The organism is Cloacibacillus sp. An23, from assembly GCF_002159945.1.
GTDB lineage: Bacteria > Synergistota > Synergistia > Synergistales > Synergistaceae > Caccocola.
On sequence record NZ_NFJQ01000006.1, the window covers coordinates 119,050 to 139,972 of the forward strand.

The window sequence follows — 20,923 nt, forward strand, 5'->3', positions numbered from 1 at the left end:
CGGACGGAGAGCCCCGGCTTTTCCGTCCGCGCTTTGCTTTGCGGGCGGTTTTGACGCTCCGTCGGAGGCTTGACGGAATTTTGCGCGCGCCCGCAGCTTTGCGGCGCAGGCTGAGTGCGGAAAATCTGCCCTTGACGTGATACAATTATTTTGTCTCGCCATGTTCTTGTGGGGCTAAAAAGTACCGCGCGGACGGACGGAAGCCGCCGGGCGCGCGGCGTGATAAGGTGATTGTTTTGCAGAGCGGCGTGGAAGAAAACATAAACGCGGAAGCCGTCGAGAATAAAGATAATAAAAGAGAAAAGAAGCCCCGCCCGAGGGGACGCTGGTGGCAGGTGTTCATCGTGCTGCTGCTCTTCGTGCTGGCGGGCGGCGGCGGGATAGCCTATTATAAGATGGACGCGCTGAGCGGCTTTGTGCGCGCTCAGATTTCTATGTATGCGAAGCAGTATCTCGACGCTGATCTGACTATCGGCGCGCTGCGCTGGCATCCGGTCTTCGGCCTTTCGGTGCGCGACGTAGAGGTCTCGCGAGGCGGCGAAAGGCTGCTTTTCGTCAGGCGCATCTCGGCCACCGTGTCTGTGCCTAGCCTCGCCGGAGGTTCGCCGCGTCTCGCGCGGCTCGCGGTGGACGGCGCTGATACCTCGATGGACGATATAATGGCGCTCATCCCGAAGTCGGAAAAGAAGGACGACGCTCCGCTTAATATCCCGATAGAGCTTATTTTTATCAAAAACAGCAAAATAGACACGCCGTACGGCGTGGTGGAGTTCGCACGCGGTGCTCTGCGCATCGCGGATTCGTCGCATTTCGACGCTGAGGCCGAGCTTTCGGTCAACGGCGTGCCGGTCACGCTCGACGGCGAGGTCGAACACGCCTCCGACGGCTCGTGGCGCTCCGGCGGCCTCGCGGTGGGGCTCGCGGGAGGCAGGGCCGAGGTGTCGGGGGCGTTTCTCCCGTCGGCGGACGTGAAGTTCTCGCTTTCGGACATTGATCTGTCCTCCGTCGCGAAGCTCGCGCCGCAGGTCGCGTCCTACGGCGTCAGCGGGCTTTTGTCTGGAAACGGCTCCGCGTCCTTCGGCGGCGGACGGATCGTCTCCGAGGGGACGGGCACGCTGAACAGGGCGGTCGTCCGCGGCCTTCCCCTCGACGGCGTGGAGCTCAGGTGGAGCATGTCGCCCGAGCTGATAAAGGCGGAGCTGAATCAGGGCAAGGTCTTTGACTCTGAGCTTGCCGGCAGCGTCGAGCTCGACCTGACGCAGCCCGGAAAGTATCTGAAACTTTCCGCCTCTGCCAAAAATCTGAAATTCGACGACTGGAAGAGCAGCCTCGCCGGCGGAGCGACGGAGGCCGCGGCTTCCGTCAGCGGCGGCGTTTCGTCGCTCTCGGCCGACCTCGAGGGGCCGCTCAACGCGCTCAGGGGGAGCATAGAGCTCGGCCCGTCCGAGGTGGCCTATAAGCAGATAAAACTCAAAGAGCTGCGCGGCTCCGCGGTGTTCGACGGGCGTCCAGCCGGCGTGCTCGACATGACGGCCTCATGCGAGGGGCGCGTGATGTCCCTCAAGGGGACGCTGAGCCTCGGCGAGAAAATACCGACGGACCTTGTCTTTGCGAGCGAGGGCATAGTGCTGGACAAGGTGCTTAAAAGCTTCCCGCAGACGGCTAAATTCAAGACAGAAGGCAGCGTCGCCGTCTCCGGTACGTGCAAGGGGCTGTTCGGCAAATGGGTCGTCGGACTGCGCGCATCGACCCCTTCAGTGAGCCTGGATAAATTCGGCGCGGTCTCCGACATCAGCCTTATTTCCTCCTACGCCGTGGAGAGCGGAGTGTTCACCGTCGAGAGGGCCTCGGCCCGGTGGAACGGCGTAACCGCCACGGCGTCCGGGACATTCTCGCAGAAGGCGGCGGACGGCGGCGCGCTCGACTTCAAGGGTACGTTCAAGAACGCCGACGTGTCGCGCTTCTATTCTTACGCCGCGATACTGAAGGAGCTCAACGTCGCCGGCGTCGCGCACGGCGAGTGGAGCGTCAAGGGCTCGCCCGCCTCTCCGGCCGTCTCGGCGAAGGTCGCGACTGGTAAGGCGCGCTTCCGCACTCTAGATATAGCGAAGCTCGAGGCAGGGATAGCTTATTCGGGCGATTCCCTCAAGCTTTCGCCCGTCACGGCATACGCCGGCGGCGGCTCCGGCACCGTGGCGTGCGACGTGACGCTTCCGCACAAGGACACGAAGGGGGCCGCAGTCCCGGCCTCGTGGAGCATGAGCGGCAAATTCTCCAAGGTGGATTTTTCGATAATAAACGGCCTGCTCGGCGCGAATGAGGACATTTCCGGCGAGGTGTCGGGCAAGGTGACGGCCGAAGACACGGGCGGCGGCCTCAACTGGAGCTTCGACTTTTCGGGCAAGAAGCTGTCGTGGCGCGAGTTCCGCGTGGACGAGCTCAGCGGCGTGCTGACGGGCAGCCCGAAGGAGATTCTTATAAAAAGCACCTCGGGCGTGTTCCTCAAGGGAGAGACCTCGGGCACGGGGCGCATAGCGATGCCGGAGCCCGGGCAGTCTTTCTCCGACTGCGCGCTCGAGATACGCGCGGGCGTAAAGAGGCTCAACATCTACGAGCTCGTGCGCCGCCATCTGCCGTCTGTGCGCTCCGTGCAGGGGCTTGTGGACGGCGACGTCGTCGTCTCGGGCACCGTAGGCGACCCGAAGTTCGCGGTCACGGCGCGCGTCGCGCCGTTCAGATACCGCGGCTTCATGCTTCCGATAATCGACGTGAAGTGCGGCGGCTCGATGAAAGAGGTCGAGATAACCGAAGCGAAGGCCGTGCTGCGCGACGGCGACTTCGGCGCGCACGGGCGCTTCTGGCTCGAGAACGGCGAATGGTACGGCGATTTCGGCATCAAGGGCGACGATATAGACGTGAGGCAGTTCGGAGCGTACTTCCCGGACAGCTTCCGCTCGCGCCTCGGCGGGACGGCCAACTTCTCGATGGAGGGCTCCGGCAGGCTCGCGGAGATCTCCGGCACGGGCTCCATAACCTCGCCCTATCTCAAGCTGCTCGGCGTGGAATTCAAGAACGTCAGAGCGCCGTTCTTCGTCTCGAAGCATTACCTGATAGTCGAGGACCTGAAGGCCGAGACCAACGGAGGCACTCTCTCGGGCGGAGCCGGCTTCGACTTCGAGAACAGCGCGTGGGGCGGAAACCTCACTGTGATGGGGACCGACCTCAAGGCGCTGATGGGGCAGCTCGCGCCGAATATGAAGGGCTCGATAAGCGGCACCGCCGACCTCAAGATACGCGGCGGCGGCGAGACGGGACGCCTTTCCACGCTCAAGGGCGGCGGCGCTCTATCGCTCAAGAACGGCGAGATATCCGGCTTCAGCTTCGTCGAGAAGGCGAAGAAATTCACCGGGGGCAAGCCGATACGCTATCAGACTGTGCAGGCGACGTTCACTTACATGGACGGAATCTTCACGCTTCTGCCGGGCAGCCAGGCCGTGGCCCCGGCCGGCGATATGCTCTACCGCAACGTCATGGTCGACGGCTCGGTGAACAGCGATAAGGAGCTCTCGTTCTTCGCGCTCGGCAAGGTCAACATCCGGGCGCTGAACTCCGTGCTCGGGGCTTTCCAGGGCATCATCAGCGCCGGCTCCGACCTCGCCTCCGGCACGCTCAACAAGGAGGAGGCGCTTCAGAGCGTCCTCGGCGGCGTCATCTCGGGCTTCGCGAAGAACGAGTTCAAGTTTATCAGCATGGGTATAGGCGGCACGGTTTCGGAGCCGGAGATAAAGCACCTGCGCGTATCGCAGGCGATGAACATGCGTTCGTCGAAATCGCTGATACCCTCGAGCGGCGGCGACCCCGAGGAAAACGAGACGAAGGACGGCAACACCACAGTCCGCTTCAAATTCGAGATACCGATGGGGCCGGGCGCCGACACCGGCGGAGGGCTCAGCAAGGGAGACTTCGTCGGGCAGACGCTCGAGAATCTCATCAACAACATAGATTTCGGGCTGTAGCGATGGGAAACATAACTCTAGTGCTCGGAGGAGCGCGCAGCGGCAAAAGCACCTACGCCGAGAAAATAGCCCTCGCCTACGACGGCCCCGTGACTTACCTAGCGACGGCGGACTGCGCCGACGCGGAGATGGAGAAGCGCATAGAGCTGCACCGCGCGCGCCGGCCGGCCTCGTGGGCCACGTGGGAGGGCGGCCCGCGCGATCTGCCGCGCGCGGTCGCGGAGATGCGCGGGCTTATGCTGATGGACTGCCTCACGATGTGGCTGACTCGGCTCTTCCTCGCCTCGCCAGCGTCGGAGGATGGGAGCGAGGAGGAATGGCTCGCCGCCGAGGCTGAGATTACGGCGCTCGCGCGCGGGCTTTTTGAGAGCGTCCGTGCGGACGCTTCGCTCGTCGTCGTCAGCAACGAGGTCGGCCTCGGCCTCGTGCCGCCCTACCGCATGGGGCGGCGCTTCCGCGACGCGCAGGGGCGTATGAACCAGCTCTGCGCCGGATACGCGGAGAACGTCGCGCTCGTCGTCGCCGGATGCCCGCTGTGGGTCAAGGGCGGCGCGCCGGCCGGCCTGTAAAAATTTCGTTTTCTCTTTATTTTACGGAGGTGGCTTCGATAGAGGATTTCAAAGGCAAATTCCGCGAATGCTCCGAACGGCTCGAGGCGGAGCTGACGGCTTCTTCCATGCGCCGCGAGCTCGCGGCGCGCTTCGTAGTGATATGGACTCTGCTCACGCGCATCCCGCTGCCGCGAAAATGGTGGCCCGAGACGATGCCGGAGGGTAACCGCACGCTCGCGCTTGCGCCCGTCGCGGGCGGCCTCATGGGGCTGCTCACGGGGCTCGTCGTGACCGCGGCGGGCTGGCTCGGCCTCGCGCCGCTTCCATGCGCGTGGATAGGCGCGGCCTTCTATTTCGTCATAGGCTGGGCGCTGCACCTTGACGGCTGGGGCGACGTCTGGGACGGCGTGGGCTCCGGGCGCTCGGGCGACAAGCTGCGCGAGGTGATGAAGGACAGCCGCCTCGGCTCGTTTGGCGGCGCGTCGCTTGTGCTCGCCTTCGGCCTCTGGACGGCGCTGCTTTCGTCGGTAGCGCCCGGCGACAGGCTCGCCGCCTGCGTCACGGCGGCAGCGGCGGCGCGCTTCGGCGAGAACGCGGCGGCCTATTTCGGGCTGTACCCGTGGGAGAGCGGTATGGCGAAGGGCTGGGTGGACGGCTTCACTCTCTACGACCTTTTCACGGCTTTGGTCTCTCTCGTTGTTTTTCTGCCGTTCGCTCCGCTCCGTCTGCCGCTCTGCGCGGCGGCCGCGGGGCTCGCCGGATTCGCGGCGGCGCGGTATATGAACGAAAGGCTCGGCGGGGTCAACGGCGACGTTATGGGAGCCGTCGCCGTGGCCTCGGAAATTATTTCAATGGCGGTGTGGGCGATATGAAAAGACCGAAACTTATTGCGCTTGATATGGACGGGACGATGCTGGACGGCGAGAGCCGCCTGACGCTTCGGACGAAAGCCGCTCTGCGCGCCGCGCAGAAGGCCGGGATAAAGGTGGTCGTGGCGACGGGCCGGATGTACCCCTCGGCGATGATACACATAGAGGACATAGGCATAAAAGGCGCGTGCATCTTCTACAACGGCGCGCTGATACGCGACACCGGGACGGGCGAGACCATATACGAGCGCAACCTCGGCCCCGAGCTGGCCGCCGAGATAATGTCGTTCTTCCATAAAAACGGCTGGTACATACAGATGTACTCGAACGACACGCTCGTCGTCGAGGACGACGCGGACGAGCGCTGCAGATTTTACGAAAAAATCTGCGGGCAGAAGGCCGTCGCGCTCGGCGACAAATTCTGGACATGCGGGCTGGACACGGCGAAGCTTCTCGGCGTCTCCTTCGACAAGGAGATTTTCGCCGCGATGTGCGAGGCGGTGCGGCGCGAGTTCGGCGGGCGCATATATCAGGCGACGTCGTGGAACGCCTTCATCGAGATGGTACACCCGTCTGTGAACAAGGCCGCGGCGCTGCGGCGCGTCTGCGAGCTGTACGGCATAGCGCGCGAGGACGTGATGGCGATAGGCGACGGAGGCAACGACGCCGAGATGGTGCGCTGGGCCGGCACTGGGGTCGCTATGGGCAACGCGCGCGATTCGGTGAAGGAGGCGGCGGACGTGGTCGCCCCGCCGAACACGGAGGACGGCGCCGCGCGGATAATAGAAGACCTCCTCGTCGCCGCGGAGTAGAGAGGAGAAACGCATTGAAGAATTTTTTCAAGCTCGACAAGCCCACGTTTTCATTTGAGATTTTCCCGCCCAAGGGCAAGGGCGACCTTACGCAGATTTTCAACACGGTGGACGCTCTCGCGAGCCTCGACCCGGACCTTATAAGCGTCACCTACGGCGCGGGCGGCTCGAGCCGCGAAAACACGGCGGAGATAGCCTCGCGCATACAGCGCGACTACGCGATCCCCGCGCTTGCGCACCTTACCTGCATCGGCTCCACGCGCGGCGAGATGCGCGCCATCCTCGACACGCTGCGCGACAAGGGGATACAGAACATCCTCGCTATGCGCGGCGACATCGTAAACGAAGGGACGAAGGACTTCGCCCACGCGAGCGACCTAATCAAATTCATCAAAGAAAATTACGGCTTCCGCATCTTCGCGGCCTGCTATCCGGAAAAGCACATCGAGGCCTACTCGATGGAAGAAGACCTGAAATACCTCAAGGCCAAGTGCGAATGCGGCGTGGACGCGCTGATAAGCCAGCTTTTCTTCGACAACGAACATTTCTACGAGTTCCGCGATAAAGCTCGCGCGATGGGGATAACCCAGCGCATCGAGGCCGGCATCATGCCGATAACGTCGCCCTCGCAGATAAACAAGATGGTGACGATGTGCGGCGCTTCCGTCCCGGCGGGCGTGCAGAAGATAATCCGCGCCTACGGACACAACGCGATGGCGATGCGCGAGGCGGGCACAGCCTACGCAACGGCGCAGATAATAGACCTCTTGGCGAGCGGCGTGGACGGCATACATCTCTACACGATGAACCAGCCCGAGATAGCGAAGCGCATCTGCGAGAACATCCGCGGCGTGCTCTATTCGCTGCGGGTCAAGCGCGGATAGGGGGGAAGATTATGATACCGCTCGACAAAATCATGCTTCTCGACGGCGCGATGGGGACTATGCTCCAGCGGCGCGGACTCGCACTCGGAGCCGTGCCGGAGGCGCTGAACTTGACAGCGCCCGAGGAGATAAAGGCGATACACAGGGAATACCTCGAGGCCGGGGCCGGAGCGATATTCTCAAACACATTCGGCGCGAACCGCTTCAAGGCCGAGAAGGCCGGGCTTCCGCTCGCGGATATAGTGCGCGCCGGCGTGGAAAACGCGCGCGCGGCCGCCTCGGAGTTCGAGAACAGATACGTGGCGCTCGACATAGGGCCCTGCGGGCGTGTGCTGAAGCCCGCCGGAGATTTCGACTTTGAAGACGCCGTCGAAGTCTTCGCCGAGGTCGTGCGCGCCGGAGAATCTTACGCGGATTTCATACAGCTTGAAACATTCACAGACCTTTACGAGCTGAAGACCGCCGTCATAGCGGCCAAGGAAAATTCAAAGCTCCCGATAATAGCGACGATGAGCTTCGAGGAGAACGGCTCGACCTTCTTCGGAGCCTGCGTCGAATCGGCGGTCGCCACGCTCGAGGCTCTCGGCGTCGCGGCGCTCGGAGTCAACTGCTCGCTCGGGCCGAAGCAGCTCGTCCCGATAGTGGACAGGATACTCGCCTGCGCGCACGTTCCCGTCTCCGTCAAGCCGAACGCCGGCCTCCCCGTCATACGCGGCGGCGAAACGGCCTATGACGTTACGCCCGAGGAGTTCGCTGGCTATCTGCGCGGATTCGTCGAAAAGGGCGTGAGCTTCGTCGGCGGCTGCTGCGGCACCACGCCCGAGTACATCCGCCTCACTCGCGAAGCTATAGCGGGCCTTTCGCCCGTCCGCTGCGACGTGCCGCGCCGCACCGTGATATGCTCGCCGTCGCGCGTCGTCTGCTTCGACGACGGCATCACCGTCATAGGCGAACGGCTCAACCCGACAGGCAAAAAAGCGCTCCAGGCCGCGCTGCGTTCCGGAGACACAGACTACCTGCTGCGCGAGGCGCTGCGCCAGCAGGAGCAGGGCGCTCAGGCGCTCGACTTGAACACCGGCCTGCCTGACATTGACGAAGCCGCCGCGCTCGCGGACGCCGCGCAGAAAATACAGGCCGTCACGCCGCTGCCGCTGCAGCTCGACTCGTCGTCGCCCGAGGCGCTCGAACGCGCCGCGCGCGTCTACAACGGCAAGCCGCTGCTCAACTCCGTCAACGGGAAAAAAGAATCGCTCGAGGCCGTCCTGCCCATAGCTAAAAAATACGGCTGCGCCGTCCTCGGCCTCGCGCTCGACGAACGCGGCGTGCCGAAGAACGCGCAGGAACGGCTCGAAATAGCGCGCCGCATCGTACGCGCCGCCGAAGCCGCGGGAATCCCGCGCGAAGACGTGCTGATAGACTGCCTCGTCATGACCGCGAGCGCGCAGCAGGAACAGGCCGCCGAGACGCTGAAGGCGCTCACGCTCGTCAAAAAAGAGCTCGGCGTGAAAACCGTCCTTGGCGTCAGCAACGTATCCTTCGGCCTGCCGATGCGCCCCGTCGTCAACCGCACGATGCTTGCGATGGCCTTCGCCGCGGGCCTTGACGCGCCGATAATGAACCCCGGCGACGCGGGAATGTCCGAGACCGTAGCCGCCGCGCGCGTGCTGCTGGGCGAGGACAAAGAGGCCGCCGCCTACATAGCGCGCTGCGCAGAGGCCGCGCCCGAGGCGAAGGTCGAGAAAAAAGAGGAAAAGAGCGCGGACATACGCTACGCGATAACGCACGGCCTCGAGGACGAAGCCGCGAAAGCCGCCGCCGCGCTGCTCTCATCCGGCACGCCTCCGATGCGCGTCATAGAAGAGAAGATAATCCCGGCGCTAGACGAAGTCGGCAAAGACTACGAAACCGGCGCGATATTCCTGCCGCAGCTCATAAAATCCGCCGAAGCCGCGACGTCGGCCTTCGAGGTGCTGCGCGCCGAGCTGTCAAAAGGCGGCGGCGCGCAGAAGGGCGCGAAGGTCATCCTCGCCACAGTCTACGGCGACATACACGACATCGGCAAGAACATCGTCCGCGTCATCCTCGAAAACTACAACTTCGACGTCATGGACCTCGGCCGCGACGTGCCGCCCGCGCGCGTGGCCGAAGCCGTCAAAGAAAGCGGCGCGAAAATAGTCGGCCTCTCCGCGCTGATGACCACCACAGTCGCGAGCATGAAAGAGACCGTAGAGCTGCTCCGCCGCGAATGCCCGGACGTCCGCATAATCGCGGGCGGCGCGGTGCTCTCCGAGAGCCTCGCGCAGTACGCGGGCGCGGACTTCTACGCGAAAGACGCGATGGAAACAGTGCGCATCTCCGAAAAGCTCAGCGCCGCGAACTGACGCGCGGAAGAAACGCTAAACCATGAAAAACTCCGCCGCCGAACGGGAAAACGCAAAAATTCCGACGGCGGCGGAAATTTTATAAAAAGGCCGCTAAACGGCGGCGGGGAGGACGAAGATGAACGTAAAAGAACTTTTCGACATAGAAGGCAAAAAGGCGATAGTCACGGGCGGCGGACGCGGCCTCTGCCGCGCGATGGCAGAGGCGCTGCACGAAGCCGGAGCGGAAGTGCTGATAATAGGCAGGAACGAAAGCGTCCTCGCGGAAGCCGCGCGCGAAATGGGCGCGGAGGGCGCGCCCGTGCTTTACGAACCCGGCGACCTCGGCGAGCTCGACAAAATAAAGCAGCTCTACGAACGCGCGCTCGCGAAGCTCGGCGGACGGCTAGATATACTCGTCAACGGAGCGGGCGTGCAGTACCGCGCCTTCGCCGAGGAATTCCCCTTCGACGAATGGCAGCGCGTGATAGCCGTCAACCTCAGCGCCGTATTCCGTCTCTCGCAGCTCGCGGGCCGCACGATGCTCGCGCAGGGCCGCGGAAAAATAATCAACGTCGCCTCGATGACGTCGTTCTTCGGCAGCGAGCGCATCCCGGCCTACGCCGCGAGCAAGGGCGGCGTAGCGCAGCTCACGAAGGCCCTCGCGAACGAATGGACCTCGCGCGGCGTCTGCGTCAACGCCGTCGCCCCCGGCTACATGGAGACCGCCCTCACCAAAGACATAAAAACGACCAACCCGCGCTACTACGAAGAAATAACGGGCCGCATCCCAGCCCACCGCTGGGGCCGGGCCGAAGACCTCAAAGGCGTCACGGTCTTCCTATCCAGTGCCGCCAGCGACTACATATCCGGCGCGGTGATCCCCGTGGACGGCGGGTATCTGGGGAAGTAACGGGAAAAGCCGGAATAAAATACTTATTCACAAAGTTGAATCGAACACATTGCGTAACATGCAAATTATATAAAAATATCCCAGTGAGTATAAATAAACCTACGCAAAACATTGTTTATTTACATTTCATTAAGGTATCCGGCGGATGAGAACGGATTACTAACGAAAAAACAAAGGCGGGCATTCGCCCGCCTCTGTTTTTTCGCTTTATATAGCTTGCAGCTTCTATTCCTCTTCCTTCTTCTCTCCCTTTTTCTTCTCCTTCGTGTAGCTCATTATGAAGCCGGCGAAGGCGCAGATGCAGGAGACCCAGACCGAGTAGGTCTTGAGCGAACTGTTGATGGTCTTGACTAGATGCCCGTCGCCGATGATCGCGCCGAAAAGCTGCGTGTAGACGAGCACGGCGCCCATGATTAGGAAGAGCGGCAGCGTGACCTGGAATATCACCATGCAGATGCTGTAGATGGTCTTTTTCATTCTAAAATTCCTCCTTACGCGCCGATTATCGGGATTATGCCGAGCATTATCAGCAGGGCTATGACGATTACCGGCAGCGCGTAATGGAACAGCAGGTTCTTGAATATGACCGCGGGGTCGTCCAGCCCCGCGATGCCGCTGGCGATGTATATCGGCGCGGCCTGCGGCGGCGTGCAGCCTTCGTTGGAAGTGAGGAAGAGGAAGGCCACGCAGCATGTTACCGGCGGCAGGCCGATAGAACGCAGCGCTGCGTAGGAAAGGGCTCCGATCGCCGTCGTCGTCGCCGTTCCGCTGAAGGGGCCGACCATGAGCGTGACTATCAGAGCCACGACCACCATGACGAGGTACGGCGAGTAGTTTCCAAGCACCGCGAAGATTCCAGAGAATTCCTCCTGAAGCCCGAGGTCGGCCAGGACGCTGGCCGCCGCGAAGGAGAAGAAAAGCTGGCATCCGACTTCGCTGAACTTCGGCGCGGACTTCTTTATCATGTCGTTCCAGCCGCCGATGCTGTGCGGGAGATATTTCCAGCCTTCTATAATCGTGAAGGTCGTCATTAGTATCGGTATCCACATGACGAGCGATATTGCCTTGAACGAGCCGGAGAGGTCGGCGTTGAGAGTCGTCTTTATCATTTGGCCGACGGGGCCCATAGTGAAGACGAGCGGAATGAAAATCCCGAGGAAGATGACGAAGGAGCTTGAATATTTGCGCAGCTCCTCGCCGAGCGGTCTGAGCTGATCCTTCGGGATCGGCTTCAGCCCGTCGTGCTTCGCGTAGAGATACACGACGACGAGGCGGTAGGCCAGGACTATCATGCCCGCGCCCATCAGCCCGACGTAGAGCTCGTTGCTCGTAAGCTCGACCGCTATCGTCTCCATACCGAGCAGAAGCAGCATCGACGACGACGGCGGGAAGACTATGCCGAGCCCCGCGTTGCCGGCGACGATGGTCGTGGCGCGCTCGGTCGTCCAGCCGCTGCCCTTCATCCACGGAATAGTGATCGAGCCGACAGCCGAGGCGTTGCCCGAGCCGGAGCCCGAAACCATGCCGAAGAGGGCGCTCGCTATCGTCGAGACGTAGCCCGAGCCGCCCGCGAAGCGTCCGAGGATGCTGTTCAATATCTGTATAAGGCGGTTGATTACCCCCGTGCGCTCCATCATATAAGCCATGAAGACGAAGGCCATCGAAGCGTAGACGACCTCCTGCTTTGCCGCGTCGAGCAGTCCGTCCTTCGCGAGAGTCCAAATCCCCTTATCGCCGAACGTCCCTCCGATAACGACGATAAGCAGGAACGTCCACAGCATGGCCTCCGCCATGCGCCGCTTCAGAACGACGCTGATGATTAGGACGGCTGCAATGTAAATTATCAAAGAATATATGCCGATACCCAGCAGATCCATTTTTCATCCACTCCTTTATTGTGATGCGCGCGGCGCGTCCGCGCTGTGTTTCAAGTACGCCGTGCGGCGTAAGACACTGAACATTCTGCCGTTATGTGTTCCTCCCTTCGCGCCCCGATATAAAAACGAAAAGTTCACGCCCCCGTATATTTCTTTCTCGAGCGTGAACTTTCGCTGCCAATCGTGAATTATAAGATAACCCTCTGCCGATGTCAAAGAAGGTTTATCAGTATAAAAAAAAATAAAACGGCCTAAAATCCGCGCGCAAAGCCGCCAAGCCGCCGAAAAAACCGTGGCGAAACACGAAGAGTACGCGAAGATGAAACGGTGCGTAAAAACACGACCGAACGGAAAATAAAAAATCACGAAAGCCGCGCACGCAGTCCCAGCGGCGCGACACGCCAGGTCGGCCGCGCGTCGCTCGGCGCGGCAAGCGCAGCTTCGACGGACAGCGCCGCTTTTGCGCGATGATCCAGATTGTAAACATGGGCATAAAAGACGTTAGAAAACTCATTAGAAATAATGAAGCTCCCGCGGAGCATAAAAAAATGCCGGAGCTTCCAAACAGCTCCGGCACTGATATTTTCTGGTGGAGATAAGGGGAAGCGAAGGATTCCCCACCGAATAAGCCTTGAAATGCAGGCTAAGACTGACTTTTGCCCTCATTGTCTTTCACAGCAAGGTGCTTTGTATTTACTTTTTGTCCCTAACTATGTCTGTTGACTGTCCGGCTAAAGACAAATAAAGCATAGCTAATTGTAACACGAATATTTATTAGTCGAGTATGCTCTTATGTTGGGTCTTTGGTGGTCGATGTAACAGAATGTGATTCTGTTACATAAGCCAACGTCGGATTTATCCAGTTGTAGCCTAGCTTTATGGCACTTTTTGAAATTCAGAGATTTTTTAGGACTTGTTTTTATGTAACTTATTATGTTATTCTACGCTTGTTAGTTGCTTTAATGTGTTTCAAGAAAAGCTGCAAAGTTTTTGAAGGGGAGTTGCATATTATGGAACTTGTCGAGCCGATACGCGACATACGGAAGATTGAGAAGATGAAAAAGTATCTCAAGGGAAAAAGCCTTCGGGATTACTGTCTGTTCGTTCTCGGTATCAATTCGGGGCTGCGCGTTTCCGACTTGCTGAATTTGAAGGTCGGAGATGTGGAAGATGAAAGCGGTAAGCTGAAAGACAGAATTAGGTTGACGGAACAGAAGACAGGGAAGCACAAAGATTTCCCGATAAGCGACACGGCGGCGAAAGCTCTGCGGGAATATCTGGACGGAGTAAATGACAGGACGACCGCGGATTTCCTTTTCCCTTCGCGTAGGAAGACGGGAGCAATCAGCCGTATTCAAGCGTGGCGTATTCTAAACGACGCAGCAGAGCATTCGGGGCTTGCTAAGGACGCTATAGGAACTCACACAATGCGGAAGACTTTCGGCTACCACGCTTATAAAAAGGGAATGGACATCACGATTATTCAAAAGCTGCTGAATCATTCCAGCCCTTCGGTTACTCTGTCGTATATAGGGATTACAAAGGACGACTTAGACAATGTTTATTTGAATCTGAATCTGTAACGGCTTGGAGTGTCGGACTGTGTACGGCGGTCGTATCGCTGTAGGCCGCGGCGAACAGCCGCTTTTACTGCTGGCCTGCCTTCGCTCTGTTCTCTGCCTTAGCTCCGACAGCACTTCCCTTGCTCTCTGTTCGCTGTGTTCAGGCCGCGGCGGGCGACATGGGGGAAGCGCGCGAAGTTCTGTAGTAATATACCCTCTCAGATTTTTGTGCAGTTTTAACGGGGCTTTGTTAACGCAACTAAAAAGCAACTATGTTGCAATGATGAAAAATTTTTATCCTCTCTTTTGCATTAGTTACCGTTCCACTTCGGTTAAGCTGTTAGTCTTCTGATTAGTATTATATTCCGCGTATGTTTCCCTATATCTTTTAGGCCGTGTTCTTCTTCCTTGCGTTGTGCTGTATGCTTTTCTTCTAGCTCTTCTCGGTCAAATATAAGGCTGTCGAGCTTATTACAGTCGAAAGCTGTGCTGTTGCTGTATAATGCTCTCTGACGGGCTTCTCAGGCGAATAGGGGGCCTGAAAAGGCGAAGGTCTTCCCTTGTGGGAGGTGAGCTGTATGCGGAGACGCAAAAAGGCCGCTTCTCGGAATAAACAAAAAGGGCGAGACCGCTGCCACCAAGCTGTAGGCCTCGTCCCTTTTGCAGAGTTGCTTCTCAAAATCCTAGAGTTGATTCTACGGATTATGAAAGTAATCTAGCTTAACCCGAGAAGATTATAGCATTGCCGCGCCTCTACCGTCAAAAGAGACGCGGTTTCTACTCCGTGAGAATCCACAAAGCAAGCGGATAAAAGACACAGGCCGCGGCGACTAGCCGCATTACTGCTGCAAGAACTGCCAGCGGCGGCCTGTGTCTGGCGAAGGAGGGAACTGTAGAACGACCTCTATTCAAAACGCCCTAAGCTGTACGAAGGGCGATATATCTACGTTCTGTGCGGCTGCCGTAACTGTGAAGGTGAAGCCGTCGCGGGTGATGAGGTATTCGGGGTGCATTTCGCCTTTGGCGTCGCGGTATTCAACGGGTACAAAATTGCACCGGTTAAATTCCGGGCTGCAATCTAAATCCCTTATTGCGCGCATTACTAATTTGTGTTCTTTCTCAAACACTCGCGCTATGTCCCTGCTGCTTACTACGGGGCGGTCGTTGCTGATGAAGATTCCTAAGTCGTTAGTCATTTTTCTTTCTCCTTATCCTTTCTTGTTTGTTGATTTGCTGGTCATAAAGTGTCGCCGTGTTTATCTTTCGCCAGCTCATAGGGATTTTCTTGTAGTTCGGGCATTTGAGGCTCGAACCTTTAGGGGCGCGCATTTTGCAGTCGTTGCGGCACTCTTTGCAGAGCGCGAGGGTTTCTAGATGTCATGCTGCGGCGAACGCTTCGATACTCCGCTGCTTTGGCTCCCGTAAAGCCCATTGCGAGGAAGGTGAAGCCGTCGCGGGTGATGAGGTATTCGGGTTCTTCCCGCGCGCCGCCTCTAGGCATTTCAACGGTTCGTGATGTCAACGCAAAATTGCGTTCAGTGAAACTTTTGGTACATTCAAGAGTTTGAATTGCACGTAGTATATCAGCGTGTCTTTTCTCGAATACTCTGGCTATGTCCCTGCTGCTTACTACGGGTCTGTCGTTGCTGATGAAGATTCCCAGCGTCGCAGACGCGGCTTTGAGTTCTTTGCCATTGGTTATCTACTGCGCCGCTGTGCTTACGACACTTTGCTGCCTTCGCTTTACGACCGCAGTCAAGACGGGCAAAGCTGGGCGGTTCAGAGCGGTGAGAGTCTAAAAGAGTCCCCTATACTTTCCAACGACACACATTCATAGCAATTCAAAGCAATCAGTGGATTGCGGGGAATACCGATTTTCCTACGGTCTAAAAATCCGCTTTGTATTCTTCCGGTACGGGGTATTCTTCGCGCCCCCATTTTCTGCGGGAAGCGTTGAGTAAGGCCAACAGATTGGCTTCGTATTGCTGCGCCAGTGAGTTGTCGGCTAGGTAGTTGGCTCTTTTTGAAGCGAGCGACAAGGCGCGACGCACTTTTTTTAACGTCGCTGAGGTGTCGGCTAGTGGTGTTGCTATGGTTGTATCTCCCATTTCTTCCGTGCTGCCGGAGATGTCGTCGTCGGCGGCGTTATCTTCTATCGTGACGTGCCGCTGCCTTTTGGTATGCTGCCTGTTAATCTCGCGGGCGATGTCGGGGTACATTTTGCTGATGTAGGATATGATAGAGGTGTGTGTCATAAAGCCCAGCTCTTTTGCAATTCGTCTGTAGCTCTTCACATTCCCGTTTCCAATTTCGTGCTGTCCTGTTTCGATGTAACAGCGCAGCACTTTTTCCCTGTCGGCCTTTGTGTAGGAATATCCGTGGATTAGGTTCTTTTGTACAGAAAAGTAGCGTGCTTCGTCTATAGTCATATCGTGGTGAGGAACGGCGGCGATGAAGTGATTCCAATTTTCCAGTTCTTTTCTTGCTTGGTAGCGGTGAAAGCCGTCCAATAGGTATAGGTACAGCTCTCCCGTCGCGTCGTCTTTTACCGTTCCAACGTCAACAGGGGGCAGTTCTGTCTCGTTGATGTAGCACTCTTTATATTTGCGGACGACATCGACAGACAGTTCTGTTCTTGACTGAAATCTTACCGCGTCGGCGGTTATCTCGTCGAGACGATACAGGCGTATTTCTTCGCCTTTGTCCTCTAATATCTTATTGACCGTCGCAATGAATGCGCCGAGCAAGCTCGCTGTTTGTTGGGGCGATAGCTGCCACGGTTTGTTATTCGGCAAAAACTCCTGCGGGTAGTGTTCACGGATAAGGTCATACCAGACAGACATATAACAGCCCCCTTAGCTTCATGGCTGTATTATAGCGAGGATTGTAAAATTTTGACATTATCGGCAATGGCTGTGATTGTAAAAATTTTACAATCATGGGGGAAATAGCTTGGTTTAACAGTCGGATAATGGAAACAAATGGATAAAATACCAGTACCCCCCTGCCGGGGCTTCTTCAGTTTAGCCGTATTTTTAAGCGTTGTCAACTCAGTGTATAGACTTTAAAGAAAATTTTAGGTTGGTATTCACTGTTTGTCAGTTAAGGTTAGCCATACATTCGCCCCTTGAATTTGCGGGGAAGCTGTAAAAACCGGCTGATTTTTCAGCCGATTAAAAGGGGCGGCATAAAACGCAGCACATTAGCTTGTGTTACCGCGTTTCATGGTAGCCCCCTGCAATAAGGGAAAAATTTCCCCCGTTTAGTTCGACGGGGCAAAAATTCGGCGCATCCAAAATTGGATGCAGCAGAAATATCGAGCACGAAAGCGTGCGCGATAGGATTTTTCAGTTTACCAATAGGCCGCGGCCTGTGTGAATTATGGGGGAGCATTTTGTTACCCCATCGCCTTCACGACCACAGTCAATCAGCGCTGTTCAGCGCGGTCGTCAAGCAATCGCGGATATGAAGGCACGCAACAACTGTACCGCCGACGTTTTACGACCGTCCGCGATAGGATTTTTTCATGAAGTCGCGTGCTCTGACGTGGAAAGATTTCCCAGTCAATAAATAGGCCGCGGCCTGTGTCTATAGCGCGTTAATAATGCCGTCGTTACTCCTTCCGTTCCCTAGCAAACGGGTTCTCTTTCAAATGGTCAAAACTTATCCCGTAATCTATTTTATCCAGTACGTCGGCTTTTAATATCTTCGGGCTAAGCGCCTTCGCGTAATGGCCGTATGTTATCGGGTTGCCTTCCACTTTGTGTCCGACAACTCTTTCAAAGAGCGCGTCGGGTATTCTGTGCTGTACGCAGTAGTTTATGAAGGTGTGGCGGTAGGAATAGAATACTTTCGCGCCTTCTTTTGCGTCGCCCTGTATGCCGATAAATTCTTTCAGATGTCTGTTGTAGCTCTTTGAAAAATCATGACTGTATTTGCCTGTAGCCGCGTTCTTTTTCAGTTCTTCAAAGAGCCGCTGCTTTCCTGCGGCTTTTAGTTCCTGTACGTATTCCCATAGCCCCAGATTTAAGAGTGTGTCGTGGAGCGGGACGACGCGCCGCGAAGCTGCGTTCTTTATGCTCTTTGTCTTTATCTGGTTGCCTTCTTCATCTTCGGTTACTTCGCTTAGTTCAAAGCATTTCACGCCGTCTATTATTTTGAAGTCGGAAAGATAGAGCTGCGCCAGTTCTTCCAGCCTTGCGCCGCTGAATAACGCCATGAGCGGAAGCCAGAACTTCGCCCCGTCCTGCGGAAGTTTGCGGCCTAGCCCAGTCATGCCGCGCCCGCCTGTAACATACCAACGGTCATAGAATATTTTTTGAAGGTCGTCTGTGCTGAACACGGCTTTAGATTTCCGCGTGTCGGTTATTATGTCGCCTTTGGGGGCTGACATTACGACGCTTAGCCAGTCGGGAAGTTCGTACATCGTTTTTACCCAGCTAAGGAAGCCGTTTATCTGGTTTATGTAGTTGTTGACTGTCGTCAGGCTCATGCGGTCGGCTTCTGGAATGTCCAGCTCTTTTATTTCCGCGATAGTTAAATCTCTGTATTTCGGAGATTTATTTTTATTCTTCGGGAAATTTATCAATGCCGTTTCAACAGCTTTTAATTTGCTCGGCGTGATGTCGCAGAGTTTTATATCACCTAAAAGCTCTATGAATACGTTTACTTTGTCGGAGATGCTTTTTTCCGTGCTTGCTGTCCAATTTCCGTGTGCCTTCTTATCGTCTATGTATGCCTTGAATGCAGCGCTTATCAAGGTTTTCTGTGCTTTCACCGTGTTCGATTTTTGTACATTTCCGCTGTACAAATCAGATGTCGCGGCGGCTGTGTATGCGGTCGGGTAGATGCCGCGGTTGCGGTCTTTTATTACTTTGCATATTTCTATTTGTGCTTTTAACATCTCGCGGCACAACGTTCTGAACTCTAGGGAATCGTGGGCTGCGGTCAGTCCGTTTTCTTCTAAGATGTCCATAGCTCCGTTTTTGAATAGGCTGTAATTGTTTGTCCCCAGCGCTTCGCGTGCTTCGCTTTCAATGTAGTCGTTCGCGTCGAAGGTCTCTATTTCTTCGCCGTGCGGCTCTGACGGACGCGCCAACGCCCTTGACGCTTCGTCCTGTGATAGTATTTCTTCCGCCCATTTCTGTACTAGCTCCTGTATCTGCTCGCTTTTTAGCTCCGTCATTCTCCTGTCCCCTTTGCGTAAAGCTGAAAATATATCCCATACACGCGCCGATAAATATGCGGCGTGTCGCTTTGCTAGTTTCCTGTCCGGCGTTCTAAGCGATATGCGGAACTCTCGCCGCTGTATCGCGGAACGTAAATCTGCCGGTACTACCTGACGAAAGTATAATATCGTGCTGTTGCGGAAGATGTAAACGCCTTGTGATTGTCTGTTTGATGGCGGCATACAAAGTTATCCCCTTTTGTACACCTTGCTTGTAAGCGGCCTTCGGATAACAAAAAAGCCCTGCAAATCCAGTGATTGCAAGGCTTTATAATATTCTGGTGGAGATAAGGGGATTCGAACCCCTGACCTCTTGAATGCCATTCAAGCGCTCTCCCAACTGAGCTATACCCCCGAACAACAAGTGCGATTATACCGAGTAAGTGCGCAGGTGTCAAGATGGATTTTTCGTGCGGGGGGAGTTTAGCGCGGCTTCATAAAATCCACATACTTTTTTGATACAAATGGAGCCGCGAAGGATGCGCGTGCAAGTGGTAAAATATGCGGACGAAGGGCGGCCTGCGCCGCGCTTTGAAAATTTTTGAATAAATTACGGACGGAGCGTATGCCGGTAGAGTTATGACGAAGAAGGATATTTTGACAAGATTGATACGCGCCTGGCGCGCGGCCGTCGTTGCGGCGGTTTTTGTGTGCGCCGCGGCTTTTCCGATGGCGCGCGCAGAGGCGATGACGCAGGCGGATGTCGGGCCCGCCGTATCGGAGGCGCTCGGGCGCGAGACGCCGGAGAAATTTTTGACGGCGGTCGAGGGCGATATGACGCGGCGTGACGCGCTGCGGCTCGCCTTCGAGGCTATGGGCTGGAGGTTCGCGCTGGCTGCGGTCGATCAGATAGGCATCCTGCCGGAATGGCCCGAGGTCGAGGGCGTATCTTATATATCGGCGACTATGACGCCGAGGCCGCCGGAGGCGATGACTGCCTCTCTCGACGAGCCTCTGACGCCGGAGGATATGGTTGAATTTGAAAAATGGCTGCGCGAATGCCGCGAGTCGGTTTCATGGAAGGCCTCGTTCTCGTGGAACGGCACGACTCTGTTTATGATGAAGCGCGGCGTCGGGAACCCGAACGGCCCGGCGAACGGCGATTTGGAAAACGGCGAAAACGAGCCGCTCTTCGCCGCGGCGCTCGCCGTGGACATGCAGACCGTGCCGTGCCAGATAGCGACGGCGGAGATGATTGGTTCGAAGCGCGCGACTCTCGCGACTATAGCGGCGGAGAATTACGGCGTCATAGGCGGCATCAACGGCGGCTATTTTTCCGGCGCGAAGCCGATCGGCGTGCTGCGCCGCCAGGGGCGCACGGACAATCCGAAATTCTGGCCCCACCGCTCGGCCTTCGGCTGGAACGACAAGGGCGAGTCCATTTTCATAGACGGCAAGATCGTCAGCAACATTGGCTCTGCGCGCGAATACGACGAATATACGGAGCTTATGCAGGCGGGGCCGCTGCTCGTCAAAGACGGCGAGGCCGCGCCGAACACCGAGGATGTGGACCCGAACGTACTGAATAAGCGCCATCCGCGCACATTCGTCGGGACGGACGGCGCGCGCGTCGTCTGGGGAATCGTAGACGGACGCGACAATATGCACAGCGTCGGCATGACGATAGATGAGCTTCGCACGTTCTGCATAAAGGGGCTGGCCCTGACGGACGCGCTGAACCTCGACGGCGGCGGCTCGAGCTCTATATGGTGGCGCGGGATGACCTTCTCGCAGCCGAGCAACTCTAGCGACGCCGAGCGCCCGATCCCATACGCGGTGCTGATGTTCGAGCCGGGCGCGGGGGTGCGCCAGTAAAACGTTGCGCGGGAGCGCGCGCCGCTGTTAAACTATA

At 57.3% G+C, this 20,923-nt stretch carries 15 protein-coding genes and 1 tRNA gene; 10 read left to right on the forward strand and 6 right to left on the reverse strand.

What is annotated here, in order from left to right; translation table 11 throughout:
- Positions 1 to 248: 248 nt before the first annotated feature.
- The 7 genes from B5F39_RS07350 to B5F39_RS07380 all read left to right on the forward strand — a co-directional run bounded on the left by B5F39_RS07350 (position 249) and on the right by B5F39_RS07380 (position 10,405).
- Positions 249 to 4,016, forward strand: coding sequence for an AsmA-like C-terminal region-containing protein (locus B5F39_RS07350; RefSeq protein ID WP_143330684.1), 3,768 nt, complete (start codon positions 249 to 251; stop codon positions 4,014 to 4,016).
- A gap of 2 nt (positions 4,017 to 4,018) precedes the next feature.
- Complete coding sequence (cobU, locus tag B5F39_RS07355; RefSeq protein ID WP_087365462.1) at positions 4,019 to 4,585, forward strand: bifunctional adenosylcobinamide kinase/adenosylcobinamide-phosphate guanylyltransferase; 567 nt, start codon at positions 4,019 to 4,021, stop codon at positions 4,583 to 4,585.
- 29 nt (positions 4,586 to 4,614) lie between these two features.
- A complete protein-coding gene (locus B5F39_RS07360; RefSeq protein ID WP_158095975.1) occupies positions 4,615 to 5,439 on the forward strand; it encodes an adenosylcobinamide-GDP ribazoletransferase in 825 nt (274 codons plus the stop codon).
- Positions 5,436 to 6,248, forward strand: a complete 813-nt coding sequence (locus B5F39_RS07365; RefSeq protein ID WP_087365465.1) for a Cof-type HAD-IIB family hydrolase — start codon at positions 5,436 to 5,438, stop codon at positions 6,246 to 6,248. Before B5F39_RS07360 ends, B5F39_RS07365 begins: the two co-directional genes overlap by 4 nt.
- 14 nt (positions 6,249 to 6,262) lie before the next feature.
- Positions 6,263 to 7,132 (forward strand): methylenetetrahydrofolate reductase [NAD(P)H], encoded by an 870-nt coding sequence (metF, locus tag B5F39_RS07370; RefSeq protein WP_087365466.1) that lies wholly within the window; start codon positions 6,263 to 6,265, stop codon positions 7,130 to 7,132.
- A gap of 11 nt (positions 7,133 to 7,143) precedes the next feature.
- A complete protein-coding gene (locus B5F39_RS07375) occupies positions 7,144 to 9,513 on the forward strand; it encodes a homocysteine S-methyltransferase family protein (RefSeq protein WP_204245066.1) in 2,370 nt (789 codons plus the stop codon).
- Between the two features lie 118 nt (positions 9,514 to 9,631).
- The gene (locus B5F39_RS07380) at positions 9,632 to 10,405 is read left to right on the forward strand and encodes an SDR family NAD(P)-dependent oxidoreductase (RefSeq protein ID WP_087365468.1); all 774 of its coding nucleotides are present in this window, start codon (positions 9,632 to 9,634) and stop codon (positions 10,403 to 10,405) included.
- A gap of 225 nt (positions 10,406 to 10,630) precedes the next feature.
- Here B5F39_RS07380 and B5F39_RS07385 read toward each other — a convergent pair whose 3' ends face one another.
- A complete protein-coding gene (locus B5F39_RS07385; RefSeq protein WP_087365470.1) occupies positions 10,631 to 10,882 on the reverse strand; it encodes a hypothetical protein in 252 nt (83 codons plus the stop codon).
- A gap of 14 nt (positions 10,883 to 10,896) precedes the next feature.
- Positions 10,897 to 12,282 carry a TRAP transporter large permease subunit gene (locus B5F39_RS07390; protein ID WP_087365472.1) on the reverse strand — a complete coding sequence of 462 codons (1,386 nt, stop codon included), beginning with the start codon at positions 12,280 to 12,282 and terminating at the stop codon, positions 10,897 to 10,899.
- 467 nt (positions 12,283 to 12,749) lie between these two features.
- Between B5F39_RS07390 and B5F39_RS14650 the strand changes: the two genes are divergently transcribed.
- Together B5F39_RS14650 and B5F39_RS07395 are read left to right on the forward strand one after the other, a co-directional pair.
- On the forward strand, positions 12,750 to 12,881 hold the full coding sequence (locus B5F39_RS14650; protein ID WP_255376017.1) for a hypothetical protein: 132 nt from the start codon (positions 12,750 to 12,752) through the stop codon (positions 12,879 to 12,881).
- Positions 12,882 to 13,292: 411 nt separating this feature from the next.
- Positions 13,293 to 13,865, forward strand: a complete 573-nt coding sequence (locus B5F39_RS07395; protein ID WP_204245067.1) for a site-specific integrase — start codon at positions 13,293 to 13,295, stop codon at positions 13,863 to 13,865.
- Positions 13,866 to 14,752: 887 nt separating this feature from the next.
- On the opposite strand, the gene B5F39_RS07400 is transcribed toward B5F39_RS07395, so the two are convergent.
- From B5F39_RS07400 to B5F39_RS07420, 4 genes are all read right to left on the reverse strand, one after another.
- Positions 14,753 to 15,040: a Rha family transcriptional regulator gene (locus B5F39_RS07400; protein ID WP_087365474.1), complete on the reverse strand. Its 288-nt coding sequence runs from the start codon at positions 15,038 to 15,040 to the stop codon at positions 14,753 to 14,755.
- Between the two features lie 690 nt (positions 15,041 to 15,730).
- Positions 15,731 to 16,687, reverse strand: coding sequence for a hypothetical protein (locus B5F39_RS07410; protein ID WP_087365479.1), 957 nt, complete (start codon positions 16,685 to 16,687; stop codon positions 15,731 to 15,733).
- A 770-nt stretch (positions 16,688 to 17,457) separates the two neighbouring features.
- Positions 17,458 to 19,029, reverse strand: a complete 1,572-nt coding sequence (locus B5F39_RS07415; protein WP_087365481.1) for a site-specific integrase — start codon at positions 19,027 to 19,029, stop codon at positions 17,458 to 17,460.
- A gap of 321 nt (positions 19,030 to 19,350) precedes the next feature.
- Positions 19,351 to 19,426, reverse strand: a tRNA-Ala gene (locus B5F39_RS07420).
- A gap of 251 nt (positions 19,427 to 19,677) precedes the next feature.
- Here B5F39_RS07420 and B5F39_RS07425 point away from each other — a divergent pair.
- Positions 19,678 to 20,886 carry a phosphodiester glycosidase family protein gene (locus B5F39_RS07425; RefSeq protein WP_158095976.1) on the forward strand — a complete coding sequence of 403 codons (1,209 nt, stop codon included), beginning with the start codon at positions 19,678 to 19,680 and terminating at the stop codon, positions 20,884 to 20,886.
- The last annotated feature ends 37 nt before the right edge of the window (positions 20,887 to 20,923 follow it).

What these genes read in the sequence shown, in the direction of transcription:
- cobU (WP_087365462.1), top strand. Translation starts at nt 4,019, where the DNA reads ATGGGAAACATAACTCTAGTGCTCGGAGGAGCGCGCAGCGGCAAAAGC.
- B5F39_RS07365 (WP_087365465.1), top strand. Translation starts at nt 5,436, where the DNA reads ATGAAAAGACCGAAACTTATTGCGCTTGATATGGACGGGACGATGCTG.
- B5F39_RS07375 (WP_204245066.1), top strand. Translation starts at nt 7,144, where the DNA reads ATGATACCGCTCGACAAAATCATGCTTCTCGACGGCGCGATGGGGACT.
- B5F39_RS07380 (WP_087365468.1), top strand. Translation starts at nt 9,632, where the DNA reads ATGAACGTAAAAGAACTTTTCGACATAGAAGGCAAAAAGGCGATAGTC.
- B5F39_RS07385 (WP_087365470.1), bottom strand. Translation starts at nt 10,882, where the DNA reads ATGAAAAAGACCATCTACAGCATCTGCATGGTGATATTCCAGGTCACG.
- B5F39_RS07390 (WP_087365472.1), bottom strand. Translation starts at nt 12,282, where the DNA reads ATGGATCTGCTGGGTATCGGCATATATTCTTTGATAATTTACATTGCA.
- B5F39_RS14650 (WP_255376017.1), top strand. Translation starts at nt 12,750, where the DNA reads ATGATCCAGATTGTAAACATGGGCATAAAAGACGTTAGAAAACTCATT.
- B5F39_RS07395 (WP_204245067.1), top strand. Translation starts at nt 13,293, where the DNA reads ATGGAACTTGTCGAGCCGATACGCGACATACGGAAGATTGAGAAGATG.
- B5F39_RS07400 (WP_087365474.1), bottom strand. Translation starts at nt 15,040, where the DNA reads ATGACTAACGACTTAGGAATCTTCATCAGCAACGACCGCCCCGTAGTA.
- B5F39_RS07410 (WP_087365479.1), bottom strand. Translation starts at nt 16,687, where the DNA reads ATGTCTGTCTGGTATGACCTTATCCGTGAACACTACCCGCAGGAGTTT.
- B5F39_RS07415 (WP_087365481.1), bottom strand. Translation starts at nt 19,029, where the DNA reads ATGACGGAGCTAAAAAGCGAGCAGATACAGGAGCTAGTACAGAAATGG.